We start from the raw sequence: 17,005 nt of genomic DNA, 5'->3' as shown, positions 1-17,005 counted from the left end.
GTTAACACACTATGTCACCCCCGAGTATAGAGGCTCGGGCAAAGTTTCGAGTAGCGCAATCTTGCCGCCACAGCATCTGGGGGACGGACTGTGGCGGCGACGACTCAGGCCCGGTCTACGGAAAGCCGAAGATCGGGTCCTGGTGGCAGAAGGACGACCGCGCCTGCCCGGCCGAGATCGTGCCGTCGGGGCTGCCGAAGACGGTGAGCCCGCTGTTCTTCGCCGCCCGTGCGGGATCGGTGGTGAAGACGATGCCCTGACCCCGCTTCCTTGGCGGTTCGCTGGCCCGGAACAGGCGCGTCCGGCCCGACCGGCCCTGCCGGATCACGACGTAATCGCCCGCCGCGCACCAGTAGGCGTTGTCGAGCGCGCGCGGCGCATAGGGCACGAAGATGTCCACGCCGTTGTCCGACTGGACGAGAAGCGAGTTCGAGGCCCGGAAGACATCGGCCTCTGCGGCCGGCGCGGCCAGCCCGAGGGCCAGCGCGGCAAGGGTGGCAAGGGCGGTGAAACGCGGTTTCATTGCGATCTCCTTGGATGCTTTGACCACAAGCTAGCACCCGCGCGCCGCCCTGCCCGCCCCCCTGGCTTCAAGATTGCGTCACCGTGTCGCGGCCCTCAGCCGAGATGGAGCGCGACCTGCCGGGTGTGCGGGGCCAGGCGATGCTCGAACAGGTAGATCCCCTGCCAGGTGCCAAGCTGCACCTTGCCGCCGATCACCGGGATCGACAGCGACACCGGGAGCAACGCCGCCTTGATGTGGCCCGGCATGTCGTCCGGCCCCTCGTAGGTATGGGTCAGGTAGGCCATCGAGGGATCGTCCGTGGGCGGCACGAGGCGGTGGAAGAAGGCGGCAAGGTCGGTCTGCACCTCGGGATCCGCGTTCTCCTGGATCAGCAGCGAACAGGAGGTGTGCTTCACGAACAGCGTCAGCAGGCCACTGTCGATGCCCTGCCGTTCGACCCACCGCAGCACCCGGTCGGTGAAGGCGTACAGTCCCTGGCCGCGGGTCTGGATCTCGAAGATGTCGGTCATGGCATTACCTTTCCTGCCGGGACCGGACCCGTCACGGGGTCCGGCGCATTGGTTTCGGACGAAAATGGAAGGACAGGCCATGAGCGGCAAGACGATATTCATCACCGGCGCCTCGTCGGGCATCGGCGCGGCGACGGCGCGGGCGGCGGCGCAGGCGGGCTGGAACGTCGGGCTGTTCGCGAGGAGCGCCGACAAGGTGGCCGCGCTGGCCGACGAGATCGGGGACAAGGCGCTGGCCCTGCCCGGCGATGCGACCGACCTTGCCTCGCAGACCGAGGCGCTGGCAAAGCTGGCCGACCGCTTCGGCGGCATCGACGCGGCCTATGCCAACGCGGGCACCGGCATCAGCAAGGCGGGGACCGAGAACGGCGATCCCGACGAATGGCAGGGCCTCGTCGCGCTGAACGTCATGGGGGTGCTGCTGACCGCGAAGGCGGCGATCCCGCACCTGAAGAGGACGAAGGGGCACATGGTGATGACCGGCTCGGCGGCCGGGCGCACCCACATCAAGGGCTCGATCTACGGTGCGACGAAGTGGTTCGTCCACGGCTATGCGGGCAACCTGGCCGAGGAGATGCGCGAATGGGGCGGGCGCTGCACCGTGGTCGCGCCGGGCATGGTAAACACCGCTTTCTTTAACGAGGGCAAGCCCGACAAGCTGCAGCCCGAGGACGTGGCCGACGCGGTGATGCTGGCCCTCGCCGCCGATCCGCGCTGCGCGGTGCGCGAAGTGTTCCTGATGCCGCAGAACTGAGCCTGCCGCGGGCGGCTCAGTCGAACAGCCGCTCGCCCCGCTCGTCGATCAGCTGCTTCGCCTTGCGGATCGAGGCAGCGACAGCCTCCTCCCGGCCCGGCAGGGTGTCGGAGCGGATCAGGGTATGGGACTTCGTCTCGCCGCCCACCTCCTTCTCGATCCGGGCGCAGACCCGGTAGGTGGCGCCTTCGTCCATCGGGGTGGGGACGATGCGGAACCCCTCGTAGGTCTCCGCGGCAGCCTCCTCGGCCGCTTTCGGCTTGCCACTGTTGCCCCCGAACAGGCGCGACAGGATCGACATGGGCTGGCTCCTTCGCTGGATAGCGATGTCGCGACCAATATAGGGTGGCGCGGCGGAATGCCCAATCCCCCGGGCGGCGCTCAGACGGGCGTGGTCAGCTGGGCGACGGGGGGAAAGACATGGTGGATGCGCGCGCTCAGAGCGTGCTCTTCCGTCAGGCCCAGTGCCGCCTCGGCCCGCGCATAGGCCGCGTTCCAGGCGACGGAGTCGTCCGGTCCGCCCATCTCGGCGTCGCCGGTGAAGCCGATCAGGACGAGGTGCGCGTCGAGCCCGAAGTTCCGCAGGAACCACAGGTGCGCGATCCGGTTGGCCAGCTGGTAATACCGCCCCGTCCAGGACACGTCCGGCCCGACCCCGAGCGCCGCCTTCACCTGCGCGAAGGCTGCCTCGATCTGCGCGAGAGAGGCTTCCGACGCCTGGGTCGCCGAGGACTCCAGTTCGCCCAGGTGCGCCTTCGCCTCGGCCAGCACGAAGCCGCCCTGGTACGTGCCGAGGGCGTCCCACTGCGGCCCGCCCCGGGGCCAGAACTGCTGGAGCATCGGCGCGAGGGAGGCGAGCCCCAGCTTCCAGACGAAATCGCTGTCGCGGTACTCGGCGAAGTCGTCGTCGGCCTTCGGCGACACCCAGTCGATCGGCGGCAGCGCCTCGGGTTGCAGCAGGTCCGGGCGATGCGCCACCGCCCGCTGCACCCATTTCAGGCTGCCCTTCTCGCCCTTCGGCTGCCTGACCCGGCTCACTGGTCGAGGAAGCTGCGCAGCTTGCGCGACCGGCTGGGATGCTTCAGCTTTCGCAGCGCCTTGGCCTCGATCTGGCGGATGCGCTCGCGAGTCACGCTGAACTGCTGGCCAACTTCTTCGAGCGTGTGGTCGGTGTTCATCCCGATCCCGAAGCGCATCCGCAGCACCCGCTCTTCCCGCGGGGTGAGCGAGGCCAGGACCCGCGTCGTGGTCTCCTTCAGGTTCTCCTGGATGGCGCTGTCGAGCGGCAGGATCGCGTTCTTGTCCTCGATGAAGTCGCCGAGCTGCGAATCCTCCTCGTCGCCGATGGGCGTCTCGAGGCTGATCGGCTCCTTGGCGATCTTCATCACCTTGCGGACCTTCTCGAGCGGCATCTGCAGCTTCTCGGCCAGTTCCTCGGGCGTCGGCTCGCGGCCGATCTCGTGCAGCATCTGGCGGCCGGTGCGGACCAGCTTGTTGATCGTCTCGATCATGTGGACCGGGATCCGGATGGTACGCGCCTGGTCGGCGATGGAGCGGGTGATCGCCTGCCGGATCCACCACGTCGCGTAGGTCGAGAACTTGTAGCCGCGGCGATACTCGAACTTGTCCACGGCCTTCATCAGGCCGATGTTGCCTTCCTGAATGAGATCAAGGAATTGCAGGCCGCGGTTCGTGTACTTCTTGGCGATGGAGATGACGAGGCGCAGGTTCGCCTCGACCATTTCCTTCTTCGCCTGCCGCGCTTCCTTCTCGCCCTTCTGGACCTGGGCGACGATGCGGCGGAACTCGGTGATGTCGACGCCGACGTACTGGCCGACCTGCGCCATCTCGCCGCGAAGCTCCTCGACCTTGTCGGCCGAGCGCTCGATGAACGCCTGCCAGCCGCGGCCGGGTTTCTCGGCCATCTTCTCCATCCAGGTCGGGTCCAGCTCGTAGCCGCGATAGGCGTCGATGAACTCGCGCCGGTTGATGCGGGCCTGGTCGGCCAGCTTCACCAGAGAAGAATCGATCGACATGATCTTGCGGTTGATCCCGTAGAGCTGGTCGATCAGCGCCTCGATCCGGTTGTTGTGCAGGTGCAGCTCGTTCACCAGCAGCACGATCTCGGACCGCAGCTTCTGGTACTTCGCCTCGGCCGCCTCGTTGAACGAGTCGTCCTCGTTCAGCGTGGCCGACATGCGCAGGTCCTGCATCTCGGACAGGGTGACGTAATCGCGGGCGATCACGTCGAGCATCTCCAGCACCTTGGGCTTCAGCGCGGCTTCCATGGCGGCCAGCGACATGTTCGCCTGCTCGTCCTCGTCCTCGTCGTCGTCGCCCTTGGCCAGCGGGTTGCCGTCGGCGTCGAGCTCGGGCTGGTCGTTGCCGCCGCTGTCGCGCGACGACGGAGTCGCCGAATCGACGTCGACGCCGGGCACCACCGGTTCGTCCTCGCCCTCCTCGCCCATGGACCGGCCGAAGGTGGTTTCAAGGTCGATCACGTCGCGCAGCAGGATGTCCTCGTTCAGGAGTTCCTCGCGCCAGATGGTGATGGCCTGGAAGGTCAGCGGGCTTTCGCAGAGGCCCGCGATCATCGTGTTGCGCCCGGCCTCGATCCGCTTGGCGATGGCGATCTCGCCCTCGCGGCTCAGCAGCTCGACCGAACCCATCTCGCGCAGGTACATGCGCACGGGGTCGTCGGTGCGGTCCAGCTTCTCGGACTCCGACGACGAGACGACGACGTCGCGCGCGCCGCCCGTGGTGACGAGGTCGGTGGAGCCCTTGTTGTCCTCCTCCTCGGCCTCCTCGTCCTCGATGACGTTGATGCCCATTTCCGAGAGCATCGACATCACGTCCTCGATCTGTTCGGAGGACACCTGTTCCGGCGGCAGGACCTGGTTCAGCTGGTCGTATGTGATGTAGCCCTTTTCACGCGCCTCGGCGATCATCTTCTTGACCGCGGCCTGGCTCATGTCGAGCATGCCGTCATTGTCCTGATCGTCCTGCTTGCGGTCGTCGGCGGTGTCTTTGGCGGCCATACGGCACTTCCTCCACAGCTTGGTCGGTTCGCCATCGTCAAACGAACCATGTATCGCGAATCGGTGATTCGAACAGAGGTAATCCTATTTGTTTACCGTTCTCTCACCAAGAGTCACAGCCTAGCCGCGCGTTTTCCCGCGGCTGATCTCGTCGAGAAGCGAATCGAGCCGCAGCCGTTCGTCCCGGTTGATTCGGGCCCCGTTGGCGCCGACCTCGAACTCGGTCCGGTCCTCGGTCTGGGCGCGCTCGGCGCGGTTCCTGGCCTCGGCGGCCTGTCCGAGCCGCCAGGTCATGCCCTCGTCGCCCAGGGCCTCGGCCTGGCGCACGGCTTCCTCGATCTCCTGCCGCGCGCCCCGGCGGGCATGCAGCTTGCTCAGTTCCTCGGCCACGCAGAGGGCCGCCATGTCCGGATCGCCCGGAGTCCTGACCGCCGGGCAGAGCGTCACATGGCGCGGTGCAAAGAGCTTTTCAAGGGGCCCGTCGCCCAGCTCGGCCGCGACGGCCTGCCGCGGATCCTCGGCTTCGACGTGACGCAGCAGCGCGGCGGCGATGCGGTCGTGATCCTCCTCGAGGAATTCCAGCCGCTCCAAAGCGTCCTCGAACTGGTGCAGGATCGCCGGGTTGCTGATCAGCGCGGCAAGGATCACCTGCTCGCGCAGGATCTCGTCCATCGTCGAATTGCCCTGCGCCAGCAGCGAGGCGCGGGTGGGCGCGCTGGCCGTGACCGGGGCGCGGGCGCCCTTCGGCTGCCACGCCCGCTGGGTCGCCGGACGGCGCGGGTTGAACAGGGTCCAGCGCTTCTGCTTGATCGCCTCGCCGTAATGGGCGCGGATGAACGGATCCTGGATCCGCGCGATGGCGGCCCTCAGCGACTTGTCGAGCGCGGCGCGCCGCTCGGGACTGTCGAAGGTGCCGCCTTCGGTCTCGCGCTCCCACAGGAGATCGACCATGGGCCGCGCCTGGGTCAGCAGCGCCTGCATCGCCTCGGCGCCCCGGGCCTTCAGGAAATCGTCGGGGTCCTGGCCCTCGGGCATCAGGCAGAAACGCAGGGATTTCCCCGCCTCCAGCAGCGGCAGCGCCACGTCGATCACCCGCATCGCGGCCTTCATGCCCGCCGAGTCACCGTCGAGCGCGATCACCGGCTCGTCCGCGATCCGCCACATCAGGCGCAGCTGGTCCGCGGTGACGGCGGTGCCAAGCGGGGCGACCGCGGCGGAGAAGCCGTGTTCGGACAGCGCTATGACATCCATGTAGCCTTCCGCGACGACAAGGGTCTTGCCCTTCCCCGCCGCCTCGCGCGCCGGCGCGAAGTTGTAGAGGCTGCGGCCCTTGTCGAAAAGCGGGGTCTCGGGCGAGTTCAGGTACTTGGCCTTGTCGTCCGGGTCCATCGCGCGGCCGCCGAAGGCGATGGCGGCGCCCCGGGAATCGCGGATCGGGAACAGGATGCGGTTGCGGAAGGTGTCGTAGGGCGGCTTGTCCCGGTTCGACCGCTTGGCCAGCCCCAGCTCGATCAGCAGGTCGTCGGAGATGCCCTTGCCGCTCAGGTGATCCCGCAGCGCCTGCCAGCCCGGGGGCGCGAAGCCCAGCTGCCAGCGCGCCTGCGCCTCGGCCGGGAGGCCCCGGCGGGCGAGATAGTCGCGCGCGGCCGTGGCGGCGGTGGTCTTCAGCTGAAGGCGGTAGAAGCTGACCGCCTGCTCCATCACCTCGACCAGCTGCGTGCGGCGGTCGGCCTTCTGCTTCGCCTGCGGATCGCGCTCGGGAATCGGCATCCCGGCTTCGCCTGCGAGGATCTCGATCGCCTCCATGAACGAGACGTTCTCGGTCTCCTGCACGAACTTGATCGCGTCGCCCGAGGCATGGCAGCCGAAGCAGTGGTAGAAGCCCTTGCGGTCGTCGACGTGGAACGACGGGCTCTTTTCCTGGTGGAAGGGGCACGGCGCCCACATGTCGCCCCGGCCCTGGTTCGATTTCCGGGTGTCCCAGATGACCTTGCGGCCCACCACCTGCACCAGCGAGATGCGGGTCTTCAGCTCGTCGAGGAATCCGGGGGGCAGGCTCATGACAGACGATATTGGCGCAATCGCCCCAACTGTCGAGTCACCTTCGGCCTGAATCCCGCGGCACGCCCCGCGCCTTGCGGCCGGGCCGCGGCGTCAGGCGGTCGCGGTGCGCCCTTCCGCCTGCCGCTCCTCCTCCTCGCGCGCACGCTCGGCCTTCGCGCGGGCATCGGCACGCACCTCGGCGTTCACCTCGGCGCCCAGCAGCACGACATAGGCCGAGAGCCAGAGCCACAGCAGCAGCACGATCACCCCGGCAAGGCTGCCGAAGCTTTCGTTGTAGGAGGCGAAGTTGCCGACGTAGAAGGCGAAGGCGCCGGAGGCGACGAGCCACAGCAGCGTCGCGGCCGGGGCGCCGGGCAGCTTCCAGTCGAAGTTGTGCGGATGCGAATGGTCGGGGCCGTAGCGGTAGATCAGCGACAGGCCCAGCCAGGTGGCGAACAGGAGCGTCCCCCAGACCGCGGCGAAGGTCACGATGTTGCCGAGAGGCCCGAGCGGGAACACGGTCAGCACCACCGGCACCGCCATGGTCGCCATCATCCCGAAGATCAGGCCCAGGATCCCGAGCACGGTCATCAGCAGGGTGAACAGCCTCAGCTTGACGATGCCGCGCGTCTCCTTCTCGTCATAGGCGACGTTCATGCCCTCGATCAGGCTGCCCATCCCCTTGGAGGCCGACCAGATCGAGAAGCTGATGCCGACGAGCGCCGCCAGCCCCAGCCCCCCTTCCCGGCTGCCCGCGATCGAGGTCGCCTGGCCGACGATGATGTCCATCACGTCCTTCGGCACGATATGCGAGAAGCGTTCGATCTGGTCCACGATCTCGGACGGGGCGACGAGCAGCCCGCCGATCGCCATCAGCGCGGTGATCGCGGGAAACAGCGCGAGAATGTTGTAGAAGGCGACGCCCGCGGCGATCAGGCCGATATGGTCCTCGTTGATCTGGCTCCAGAGCCGCATCCCGAATCCCATCGCTCTCTTGCGCTTGGAACGGCGCAGCGGCGTGTCGGGAGAGTCGGAGGCGATGGGCATGGGGCGGTCCGTCGGATCGGTGGCATTGCAGGGCCAACGCGGGGCGTCGCCCGGAGTTCCCGGGTGCGGTCCGGGGTCTGCGCCGACCGGTCGCGGCTCACTTCACCGCCGCTTCCGTCCCCGTGACCAGGTCCCGGTACTTCTTCAGCCGCGCCTGGCCGGCCTGGTCGGTCAGCTTGCAGTTGGTCCGTCGAGCGTGAACACCCGCCTTCCGCCTCAGGAATGCTCCTCTGCCGCCGTCGCGGCCAATGCGCGGTTGTAGGCCCTGAGCGCGTCGACGTGGAACAGCGCGCCCAGGATCTCGGGCGGCTCGCCCTTCTCGCCGAGTCGCACGACCGGAAGGAACATGCGCGAGGTCTCCTCGAACATCGGCAGCGCGGTCTTCAGCGTCGCGTTCCCCTCGATCATGTGGCCGGCCTCGATCGCCTCCCAGACCGCGTCGTCGGGGGCGGCGCGGGGATCGTCTGGCTTCCTCATCACGTTGGCGACGCGGAACATCGACAGGAGATAGGCCTGCGGGCCCTTGGCCAGCGCGATCGAGCGCTTCTCGAGCTGGGTCAGGAAGAACGAGCGGTGGACGAGCTTGGAGGCGAGCGCGGTGGACATCGACACCGCGACCATCACCGCGATCCCGGTCTGCCAGTCCCCCGTCAGCTCGAACACGATCAGCGTGGTCGAGATCGGCGCGCCGAGCACCGCCGCCGCCACCGCCCCCATGCCCGCCAGCGCGTAGAGCGTCTCGGAGCCCGAGACGTTCGGGAAGATCGGCGTCGCGATCAGCCCGAAGGCAAGCCCCGTGAGCGCGCCGAGCATCAGCGAGGGCGAGAAGACGCCGCCGCCCATCCGCCCCCCCATGGTGATCGCCACCGCCGCCGTCTTGGCGACCGCGATGGCGATGGCGGCGCCAAGGGACATGTGCCCGGTCAGCGCCTTGGTCGTCGTCTCGTAGCCGACGCCGATGATCTGCGGAAACACGATGGCAAGCCCGCCCAGCAGCGCCCCCGCGCAGGCCGGGCGCAGCGCGTTGTGGATCTTCAGCCGCCGCTGGAGCTTGGTGCCCACGCGGTCGGCGATGAAGATCGCGCGCATCAGGATCGTGGCGACAAGGCCGCAGACGAGGCCGAGGATCAGGTAGGCGGGCAGCTCGACGTAGAATTCGAGGATGCCGTCGGTGCCGAGCGTGAACTCGGTGATGTCGCCGAAGGCGAGCCGGGTGATCACGGTGCCCGCGACCGAGGCGATGACGATGGGCGCGAAGGCGTGGAGCGCGAAGTGGCGCAGCACCACCTCCATGGCGAAGAGCGCCCCGGCGATGGGCGCGTTGAAGGAGGCCGAGACGGCGGCGGCCACGGCGCAGCCCAGAAGGTCGCGTGCGGTGATCCCGTCGGCCTTGATCAGGTTCGACGTCCAGGCCGAGATGACGGCGGCAAGGTGCACCACCGGCCCCTCCCGTCCCGTGGAGCCGCCCGAGGACAGCGTGATGAGCGAGGCGGCGGCCGAGGCGAGGCCCGCCCGCTTCTCGACCCGGCCATCGCGCAGTGCCGCCCCCTCGATCACGTCGGCGACCGAACGGACGCGGGCGTCGGGAGTGAAGCGGTTCAGGATCAGCCCCGTCAGGAGGCCGCCGCCGATGGGGATGGCCAGGATCCAGTACCATTCCAGATGCGCCGCGAAGGTGTGCAGGTGGGTCAGGTCGTCGGTGCCGTAGAGCAGTTCCTGCAACCCGTTGATCGCCTTGCGGAACAGGAGCGCCGTCAGCCCCGCCGCGATCCCGACCGCCAGCGCGATGAACCAGAACTGCACCTGGGAGGGGCCGCGGTGGCGCAGGATGTCCCAGCCGGTGCGCGCGGCATCGGTCAGGGCGGCGAGGCGGCGGGGATAGGGATCGGGGCGGTCCATGGCGCTGTGGCGGCTGTCCTTTCGGCGGCGCGGGCTTCCGGCGCGGGTCGGCCCGGGCTAGTGTGGCGCCGCACGCGATGGGGGGTCCGGGATGACGGTCGAGAACGCGCTGGCGGGTTTGCACGCCTTGTTAGGGGATCGGCTGAGCCGTGTGAAGGCGGAGCGCGAGGCCCATGGCCGCTCCGAAACCCATTTCCCCCTGACGCCCCCCGATGCCGTCGCCTATCCCGAGAGCACCGCCGAGGTGCAGGCGCTGGTGCGGATCTGCGCCGGGGAACGCTGCCCGGTCGTGGCCTGGGGCGCGGGCACCTCGCTCGAGGGTCACGGGCTGGCGGTGCAGGGCGGCGTCGTCGTCGATTTTTCCCGCATGGCGGCGGTGCTGGAGGTCAACGCCGAGGACATGGACTGCCGCGTGCAGCCCGGCATCACCCGCGAGGCGCTGAACACCGAGCTGCGCGCGACGGGGCTGTTCTTCCCCGTCGATCCCGGCGCGAACGCCACGCTGGGCGGCATGGCGGCGACGCGGGCCAGCGGAACGACGGCGGTGCGTTACGGCACGATGCGCCAGAACGTGCTGGGACTCGAGGCGGTGCTGGCCTCGGGCGAGGCGATCCGCACCGGCAGCCGGGCGCGCAAGTCCTCGGCCGGCTACGACCTGACGGGGCTGATGGTGGGCTCGGAAGGCACGCTCGGGCTCATCACCGAGCTGACGCTGCGCGTGCAGGGCATCCCCGAGGCGGTCTCGGCCGCGCTCTGCGCCTTTCCCTCCATCGGCGCCGCGGTCGACGCGGTGATCGCCACGGTGCAGACGGGCGTGCCGATGGCGCGGATCGAGTTCGTCGACATCGACACCGTCGCCGCCTTCAACGCGAAGAGCGGTGCGGGCATGCCGCCCCTGCCCCACCTGATGGTCGAGTTCCACGGCACCGAGGAGGCCGTCGCCGCGGACGCCGCCCGCTTCGGCGAGATCGCGTCGGAATTCGGCGCGCAGGACGTGCGCCGTGCGGTGCTGGCGGAGGAGCGCAACGCGCTCTGGAAGATGCGCCACGAGGCCTACTGGTCGATCCTGCAGATGCGCCCCGGCGCGCGCGCCATCGTCACCGACCTCTGCGTGCCGGTGTCGCGCCTCGCCGAGGCGGTGGAGGAGACCCGCGCCGACATCGCCGCCTCGGGCGTCCCGGGCCCCATCCTCGGCCATGTCGGCGACGGCAACCTGCACGCGATCCTGCTGGTGAAGGACGCGGGCGAGATGGCGATCGCGAAGGCCCTGTCGGACCGGATGGCCGCCCGCGCGCTGCGCCTTGGCGGCACCATCACGGGCGAGCATGGCGTCGGTATGGGCAAGCTGCCCCACATGGCGGCCGAGCACGGGGCGGCCTGGGGCGTCATGGGAACGCTGAAGCGGGCGCTCGATCCGCTGGGGATCCTCAACCCCGGGAAGATGGTATCGCAGGAGGGCTGAGCAGGGGTCGCCGCGCCGGAAATGCGCCGGGCACGGGCGGTGGGCGGGGATCGGATTTCCCTGCGGGAAATCCGGCCTCCGGCGGGGATATTTGGAAAGCAAAGATGGGCAGGATCCGCACCGCTGCGGAGGGCGCCGCGCTGTGCGAAGTGGGCGCCCCCTTCGCTGCCGGGCGCGGTGCGGGTTTGATGGCGCCTCGTGCGGGACCGGGGGCGGCGCAGCGGAGGGCGGGCTTGCCGGAGGCGGCGGGGTGGCGTAGAGGGCGCGGCTCGGGAATTGCGGCGGGAGATATCGGATGGCGACGCTCGGGATTGACTTCGGCACCTCCAACTCGGCCTGCGGGGTGCTGGTAAACGGACGGCCGCACCTGATCGAGATCGAACCCGGCGAGAAGACCCTGCCGACGGCGGTGTTCTTCGACTACGACAGCCGGGCCACGCTGTTCGGCAATGCCGCGAACCGGGCGCTGATCGCGGGCACCGAGGGACGCTACATGCGGGCGCTGAAGCGGGTGCTCGGCACCGCGCTGATGCGCGAGCCGCGGCAGGTGCTGAACGAGCGGCTGGATTTCGTCGACATCATCGCCCGGTTCCTCGCCCGCCTGAAGGCAGGCGCCGAGGCCGCAACCGGGCAGGTCTTCGACCGGGCCCTGTCGGGGCGGCCCGTGCATTTCCACTCGGCGGACGCGGCGGCAGATGCGCGGGCGCTGGAGGATCTGACCGAGTGCTACCAGCGCGCCGGGTTCCGCGAGGTCGCCTTCCTGTTCGAGCCCGAGGCGGCGGCGCTGGCGAACGGCGCGCTCGCGCCCGGCGAGACGGGCCTGATCGTGGACATCGGCGGCGGCACCTCGGACTTCACCCTGTTCCGCGGCGCCGAGGGCGGCAGCGGGATCGAGGTGCTGGGATCGGGGGGCGTGCGGATCGGCGGAACGAACTTCGACCGCGCCCTGTCGCTCGACCACGTGATGCCCCATCTCGGGCGCGACGGGCTGATCCGCGACGCCTTCGGCACCGGCGCCCTGCCCGCGCCGAACGCGCTGTTCCTCGACCTCGCGAGCTGGGAGAAGATCCCGTTCGTCTATGCGCCCCAGACCCTGCGCGAGGTGCGCCAGTGGGCCCGCCTCGCCGTGGAGCCCCGCCCCTTCGAGCGGCTGGCCGAGGTGATCGAGCTGGAACTCGGCCACGACATCGCCTTCGCGGTGGAGCGCGGCAAGATCGCGGCCAACGGCGGCGGGCCGGGGCGCATCGGGCTCGGCATGGTCGAGCGGGGGCTTTCGGTGGCGCTGGAGCGGGCAGCGCTGGAGGCGTCGCTGGCGACCCTCGCGGGCGGGATCGGCGCCTGCGCCGCGGCGACCTGCGCCGCGGCCGGGGTGACGCCCGGCGAGGTCGGCCGCGTCGTCTTCGTCGGCGGCTCGTCCCTGATGGGGGTCGTCGAGGCCGAGATGGAGCGGCTGTTCCCCGCGGCCACGACATTGCGCCGCGATCCGTTCACCGGGGTGGTGGACGGGCTTGCTCTGGCCTCGGGCCGCGTGCCCTAGGCGCCGCGCCGGGGTGCGGAGCCGCGGGCCGCGCCGGTCTCAGAACTCGTAGAAGTCGAACCAGACCTCGTGCAGCACCTGCTCGGCGCTGAGTCCCATGAACCGGATCCGGTGGCCGTTGGAGACGAGATCGGTCCAGAGCGGCGCCAGGTCGTTGCCCTCCTGCTCGACGTAGGCGCCCGCGAACTCGGCGTCGGAGAAGTTGCCGAAGGCGACGACGTCGCCGGCGCTGCCGAGCGTGCAGTCGAGGATGACGTCGACCTCGCCCGGGCGCCGTTCGGGGAAGACGAAGGCATCGATGCCCGCGCCGCCCTGCAGGATGTCGTCGCCGGTGTCGCCATAAAGGATATCGCTCCCGTCGCCGCCGCGAAGCGTGTCGGCGCCGCTTCCGCCGATCAGGGTGTCGCGCCCGTTCTCGCCGCTCAGCACGTCGTTGCCGGCGCCGCCGAAGAGGATGTCCTGCATCGCGCCGCCGCGGAGCGTGTCGGCGCCGCCGCCGCCGTCGAGACTGTCGCCGCCGCCGCCACCCGACAGGACGTCGGTGCCGGGTCCGCCGAGCAGGAGATCGTTGCCGAAATCGCCGAACAGCCTGTCGTTGCCGTCGTCGCCGCGAAGGGCGTCGTCGTCGCCGCCGCCGCGCAGCAGGTCGTCGCCCGGCCCACCGGCAAGGCTGTCGTTGCCCGTCTCACCGTCGATGGTATCGTTGCCGTCCCCGCCCAGAACCACGTCGTCCCCGGACAGGCCGTTCATCACGTCGCCGCCGAAGCCGCCCAGGATCGTATCGCCGTCGCTGCCGCCGCGGATCGTGTCGTCGCCGGCCTGGCCCAGCAGCAGGTTGGCGCCGGACGTTGCCGACAGAACGTCGTCGCCGGTGCCGCCCACCAGCGTATCCGTTCCGTCGCCGCCGCGCAGCGTGTCGCCGCCGTCCTGGCCGCGCAGCAGGTCGTCGCCCGCGCCACCGACCAGCAGATCCTGGCCATCGCCGCCGTTCAGTGTGTCGTCGTCGGCGCCGCCCAGCAACGTATCGTCCCCGGCCTGCCCGAACAGCGTGTCGCGTCCCGCGAGGCCGATCAGCAGATCCTGGCCGTCGCCGCCGACAAGCCGGTCGTCCCCGATGGTGCCACGGACGGTCTGATCGACAGCCAGTCCGACGACGTCCACCGAGAAACCGGGACGGGTCTGCACCGGCGCCGACTAGGCGCTCTCGTGTTGGCTTTCGCCGGCCGGCCACCAGCGCGTCGGGGTCCACTGACTCGGGTCCGGAAGGTCGGAGCTGACGAAGGGCGGGTCGTTCCGGAGATCGGCACCGTCGCCAGGTGGGATGGCGTCCTGCCTGGAGAGAGCGAGGATCCACGGGGTTCCAGATGGCTCCCCCATTCCTTCAGGTGCCGCCGAGATCTGCGCAGTGTCCGGCGCGCCCGTCCAACCGTCCCCGAGGGTCGTGACCTGCCCCGCGTAACCGAGCAGACCGCGCACCTCGCCGCGGAAACCGGCGTCCTCTGGCTGTTGCTCCCACCTGTCGGTGATCCAGGACCAGAGCGGCCCCAGGACAAGGTCGGGAGCGGCAATCGCGCCCTCCGTGACCGACAGCGCGCTCTGCGCCCCGATGCTTTTAGCGAAGACCGGCATGAAATGTCCCTTTCCAGGAGAAGACGTATCAAGCCGGTGGATGAATGATGTGCCCGCTTCGGGAAACGGTCAAGCCCCGCGGCGATGACCCATACCAACGTACCGGGTCGCGCGGGGGCACCCGGACGAGCGCGCGCCGGAACACCGGAGCGCGGAGCCGGTTGCGCTCGAGCCGCCGACAACCTCGGTGTGAACGCCGTTCGGATGGAGGCTTCGTTCTCGACCCTGCCGAGGATGCCTCCGGGTCTCGGGCCAACCGAAGCCGGACACATCGCGCAGTCGAAGGACGACGACCCGGGCTCTTCGCACCGGTCGACTGTCTGCAAGTCCCGATCTCGGGCATGGTGGGTCGTGACGGGCTCGAACCGCCGACATTTTCGGTGTAAACGAAACGCTCTACCAACTGAGCTAACGACCCGCTGGCGCGGGGTTTAACCGACGCCGGGGGAGGCCCGCAAGTCCCTTGGCCGCCTTTCGCGGAGTCGGATCCCGGCGCGGGGCCGGGACCGGCGGGGTGCCGTGCGGCATGCGGGGGGCGGCGCGGCGGCGGGCGGCACGGAGCGGAATGCCCGAAGATCGCGCAGGCGCGGCGGGTTCGGGGGGCGCGGCATTGACAGGGCCCGGGCCTGCTTCCACCGTGGCCGCGACAGAACCGGAAGGTCCGCCTCGATGACCCGCCCCGCCCGTCTTGCCACCGCCCTTGCCCTGCTTCCCGCCGTCGCGCTGGCGCAGACGCTCGACGATCAGCCGCGCACCGCGCTGATGTCGGCCTTCCCGCCGGAATGGCAGGCGCTCCAGGAAGGACTGGAGAAGCCCGAGGCGCACAAGCTGAACGGCGCGACCTTCATCACCGGCGAGATGGCGGGCAAGCCGGTGGTTCTGTTCCTCTCCGGCGTCTCGATGGTCAACGCCGCGATGACGGCGCAGCTGGCGCTCGACCACTTCAACATCGAGCGGATCGTCTTCTCGGGCATCGCGGGCGGGGTCGATCCCGGCCTCAGCATCGGCGACGTGGTGGTGCCCGCGCAGTGGGGCAAGTACCTCGAAGGCGTCATGGCGCGCGAGACCGACGGCGCCTTCGCCATCCCGCCGTGGATGAGCACGGACTGGCCCAACTACGGCATGATCTTCACCAAGCCCTTCGGCGTCACCTCGGCCCGCGCGGCAGAGGTGGACGAACGCTTCTGGTTCCCCGCCGATCCCGACCTGCTGGCGCTGGCCGAGAAGGTCGCGGGCAGCATCACCCTGCCCGACTGCACGCCCGACAACGCCTGCCTCTCGCAGGCGCCGAAGATCGTCACCGGTGGCAACGGCGTCTCGGGGTCGTTCTTCGTCGACAACGCCGCGTTCCGGAAACACGTCTTCGCCACCTTCGAGGCCGAGGTGCTGGACATGGAAAGCGCCGCCGTCGCCCACGTTGCCTTCGCCAACGAGGTGCCGTTCATCGCCTTCCGCTCGCTCTCGGACCTCGCGGGCGGCGGCGAGGGCGCGAACGAGATGGGCACCTTCATGGCGCTGGCGGCGACCAACTCGGCCACGGTGATGCGGGCCTTCGTGGCGGCGCTGGACTGAGGCTCAGGGCGTGACCGCCGTCACGTCCTCCCCGTAGAGCCAGCGGAACCGCCCCAGCATCAGCCCCGGCGCGAGGGCATTGAGGCCGCGCAGGCCGGTGTGTGCCACGCCGCGCACCAGCGGATTGGCCAGGTGGTAGTTCCGGGCGTTGGCCGCGGCGGCGGCGATGGCGCGCTGCACCCGCGGCCGGCGCAGCGCCTGGTAGCGCGCCAGCGCCTGCTCGCGCGGCAGGGCGGCCAGGCAGGCGGCCAGCACGAAGGCATCCTCCAGCGCCAGGTTCGCCCCCTGCGCCAGGAACGGCAGCGTCGGATGGGCGGCGTCCCCCGCCAGCACCATGCGGCGGCTGTGCCAGACCGGGGCCACCGGATGCAGGAACAGCCCCCAGCGATGGACCTCGGAGACCCGCGCCAGGTCCGACCGCAGACCGGGGGTGAAGCCTGCGAAGGCGGCGCGGAAGACCTCGGGCGCCACCGCCTCGTGCCAGCCTTCGGAAGCCCAGTCCGCCTGCTCGACCACGCCGACGAGGTTCACCAGGCTGCCGCCCCTCAGCGGATAGCGTACGAGGTGCCGCTTCGGCCCCATGAAGACCACCGCCTGCGCCGGACCCGGCCGCTCGGCCCGCACCAGCGCGCGGAAGGCCACCTGCCCCGAGAAGGCGGCGGGACCGCTGCCCGGGTTCAGCAGCGGGCGCACCTGCGAACGCACGCCGTCCGCCGCCACCAGGAGCGGCGTCGCCCCCGTGCCGCCCAGCGCCACGCCGCCCGCCGTCTCGCGCAGATCGTCGACCCCAGCGCCAAGGCGCAGCTCGACCCCGGCCGCTTCGGCCCCCGCGCGCAGCAGCCCGATCAGGTCGGCGCGGTGCAGCAGGAAGAAGTCGCCCCCCTTAAGGTCCATCTTCAGCACCGCGCGCCCGGTCGGCCCGTCGCGCAGCACCACCGCGCCGCTGCGCAGCCCCGCCGCCTCCAGCCCCGCGCCGAGGCCCAGCGCCC

Annotated in this window: 14 protein-coding genes and 1 tRNA gene; 4 read left to right on the top strand and 11 right to left on the bottom strand. The window is 69.9% G+C overall.

Features of this window, described 5'->3' with window-relative positions; translation table 11 throughout:
* Positions 1 to 115: 115 nt before the first annotated feature.
* Together A7B20_RS18185 and A7B20_RS18180 are read right to left on the bottom strand one after the other, a co-directional pair.
* A complete protein-coding gene (locus A7B20_RS18185) occupies positions 116 to 523 on the bottom strand; it encodes a hypothetical protein (RefSeq protein ID WP_102110011.1) in 408 nt (135 codons plus the stop codon).
* 95 nt (positions 524 to 618) lie between these two features.
* Entirely contained in the window at positions 619 to 1,035 is a 417-nt protein-coding gene (locus tag A7B20_RS18180) for a secondary thiamine-phosphate synthase enzyme YjbQ (RefSeq protein WP_102110010.1), read from the bottom strand.
* A gap of 79 nt (positions 1,036 to 1,114) precedes the next feature.
* On the opposite strand from A7B20_RS18180, the gene A7B20_RS18175 reads away from it, so the two are divergent.
* Positions 1,115 to 1,789: an SDR family oxidoreductase gene (locus A7B20_RS18175; protein ID WP_102110009.1), complete on the top strand. Its 675-nt coding sequence runs from the start codon at positions 1,115 to 1,117 to the stop codon at positions 1,787 to 1,789.
* A 16-nt stretch (positions 1,790 to 1,805) separates the two neighbouring features.
* Here the strand turns inward: A7B20_RS18175 and A7B20_RS18170 are convergent, their stop codons facing one another.
* From A7B20_RS18170 to A7B20_RS18145, 6 genes are all read right to left on the bottom strand, one after another.
* On the bottom strand, positions 1,806 to 2,090 hold the full coding sequence (locus tag A7B20_RS18170) for an HlyU family transcriptional regulator (protein WP_102110008.1): 285 nt from the start codon (positions 2,088 to 2,090) through the stop codon (positions 1,806 to 1,808).
* A gap of 80 nt (positions 2,091 to 2,170) precedes the next feature.
* Positions 2,171 to 2,827, bottom strand: a complete 657-nt coding sequence (locus A7B20_RS18165; protein WP_102110007.1) for a hypothetical protein — start codon at positions 2,825 to 2,827, stop codon at positions 2,171 to 2,173.
* Entirely contained in the window at positions 2,824 to 4,827 is a 2,004-nt protein-coding gene (gene rpoD / locus A7B20_RS18160; protein WP_102110006.1) for an RNA polymerase sigma factor RpoD, read from the bottom strand. Before rpoD ends, A7B20_RS18165 begins: the two co-directional genes overlap by 4 nt.
* Positions 4,828 to 4,947: 120 nt before the next feature.
* A complete protein-coding gene (gene dnaG, locus A7B20_RS18155; protein WP_102110005.1) occupies positions 4,948 to 6,888 on the bottom strand; it encodes a DNA primase in 1,941 nt (646 codons plus the stop codon).
* Between the two features lie 93 nt (positions 6,889 to 6,981).
* Complete coding sequence (locus A7B20_RS18150; protein ID WP_102110004.1) at positions 6,982 to 7,917, bottom strand: YihY/virulence factor BrkB family protein; 936 nt, start codon at positions 7,915 to 7,917, stop codon at positions 6,982 to 6,984.
* A 216-nt stretch (positions 7,918 to 8,133) separates the two neighbouring features.
* Positions 8,134 to 9,816 (bottom strand): chloride channel protein, encoded by a 1,683-nt coding sequence (locus tag A7B20_RS18145; protein ID WP_102110003.1) that lies wholly within the window; start codon positions 9,814 to 9,816, stop codon positions 8,134 to 8,136.
* 91 nt (positions 9,817 to 9,907) lie between these two features.
* On the opposite strand from A7B20_RS18145, the gene A7B20_RS18140 reads away from it, so the two are divergent.
* Together A7B20_RS18140 and A7B20_RS18135 are read left to right on the top strand one after the other, a co-directional pair.
* Positions 9,908 to 11,278, top strand: a complete 1,371-nt coding sequence (locus tag A7B20_RS18140; RefSeq protein ID WP_102110002.1) for an FAD-binding oxidoreductase — start codon at positions 9,908 to 9,910, stop codon at positions 11,276 to 11,278.
* A gap of 295 nt (positions 11,279 to 11,573) precedes the next feature.
* Positions 11,574 to 12,815: an Hsp70 family protein gene (locus tag A7B20_RS18135; protein WP_102110001.1), complete on the top strand. Its 1,242-nt coding sequence runs from the start codon at positions 11,574 to 11,576 to the stop codon at positions 12,813 to 12,815.
* A gap of 39 nt (positions 12,816 to 12,854) precedes the next feature.
* Here A7B20_RS18135 and A7B20_RS18130 read toward each other — a convergent pair whose 3' ends face one another.
* Positions 12,855 to 13,976: a calcium-binding protein gene (locus A7B20_RS18130; RefSeq protein WP_172961056.1), complete on the bottom strand. Its 1,122-nt coding sequence runs from the start codon at positions 13,974 to 13,976 to the stop codon at positions 12,855 to 12,857.
* 810 nt (positions 13,977 to 14,786) lie between these two features.
* Positions 14,787 to 14,862 (bottom strand) — tRNA-Val (locus tag A7B20_RS18120).
* Positions 14,863 to 15,113: 251 nt separating this feature from the next.
* Here A7B20_RS18120 and A7B20_RS18115 point away from each other — a divergent pair.
* Positions 15,114 to 16,016: a 5'-methylthioadenosine/S-adenosylhomocysteine nucleosidase gene (locus A7B20_RS18115; protein WP_102109998.1), complete on the top strand. Its 903-nt coding sequence runs from the start codon at positions 15,114 to 15,116 to the stop codon at positions 16,014 to 16,016.
* A 3-nt stretch (positions 16,017 to 16,019) separates the two neighbouring features.
* Here A7B20_RS18115 and A7B20_RS18110 read toward each other — a convergent pair.
* Positions 16,020 to 17,005, bottom strand: a 986-nt coding sequence (locus tag A7B20_RS18110) for an FAD-dependent monooxygenase (protein WP_102109997.1), incomplete at its 5' end; no start/stop codon positions are given.

This window comes from Oceaniglobus roseus (assembly GCF_002869745.1).
Classification (GTDB): Bacteria; Pseudomonadota; Alphaproteobacteria; order Rhodobacterales; family Rhodobacteraceae; genus Oceaniglobus; species Oceaniglobus roseus.
The sequence above is the reverse complement of the archived record's forward strand: the minus strand, read 5'-3'. Positions and strand labels throughout refer to the sequence as shown.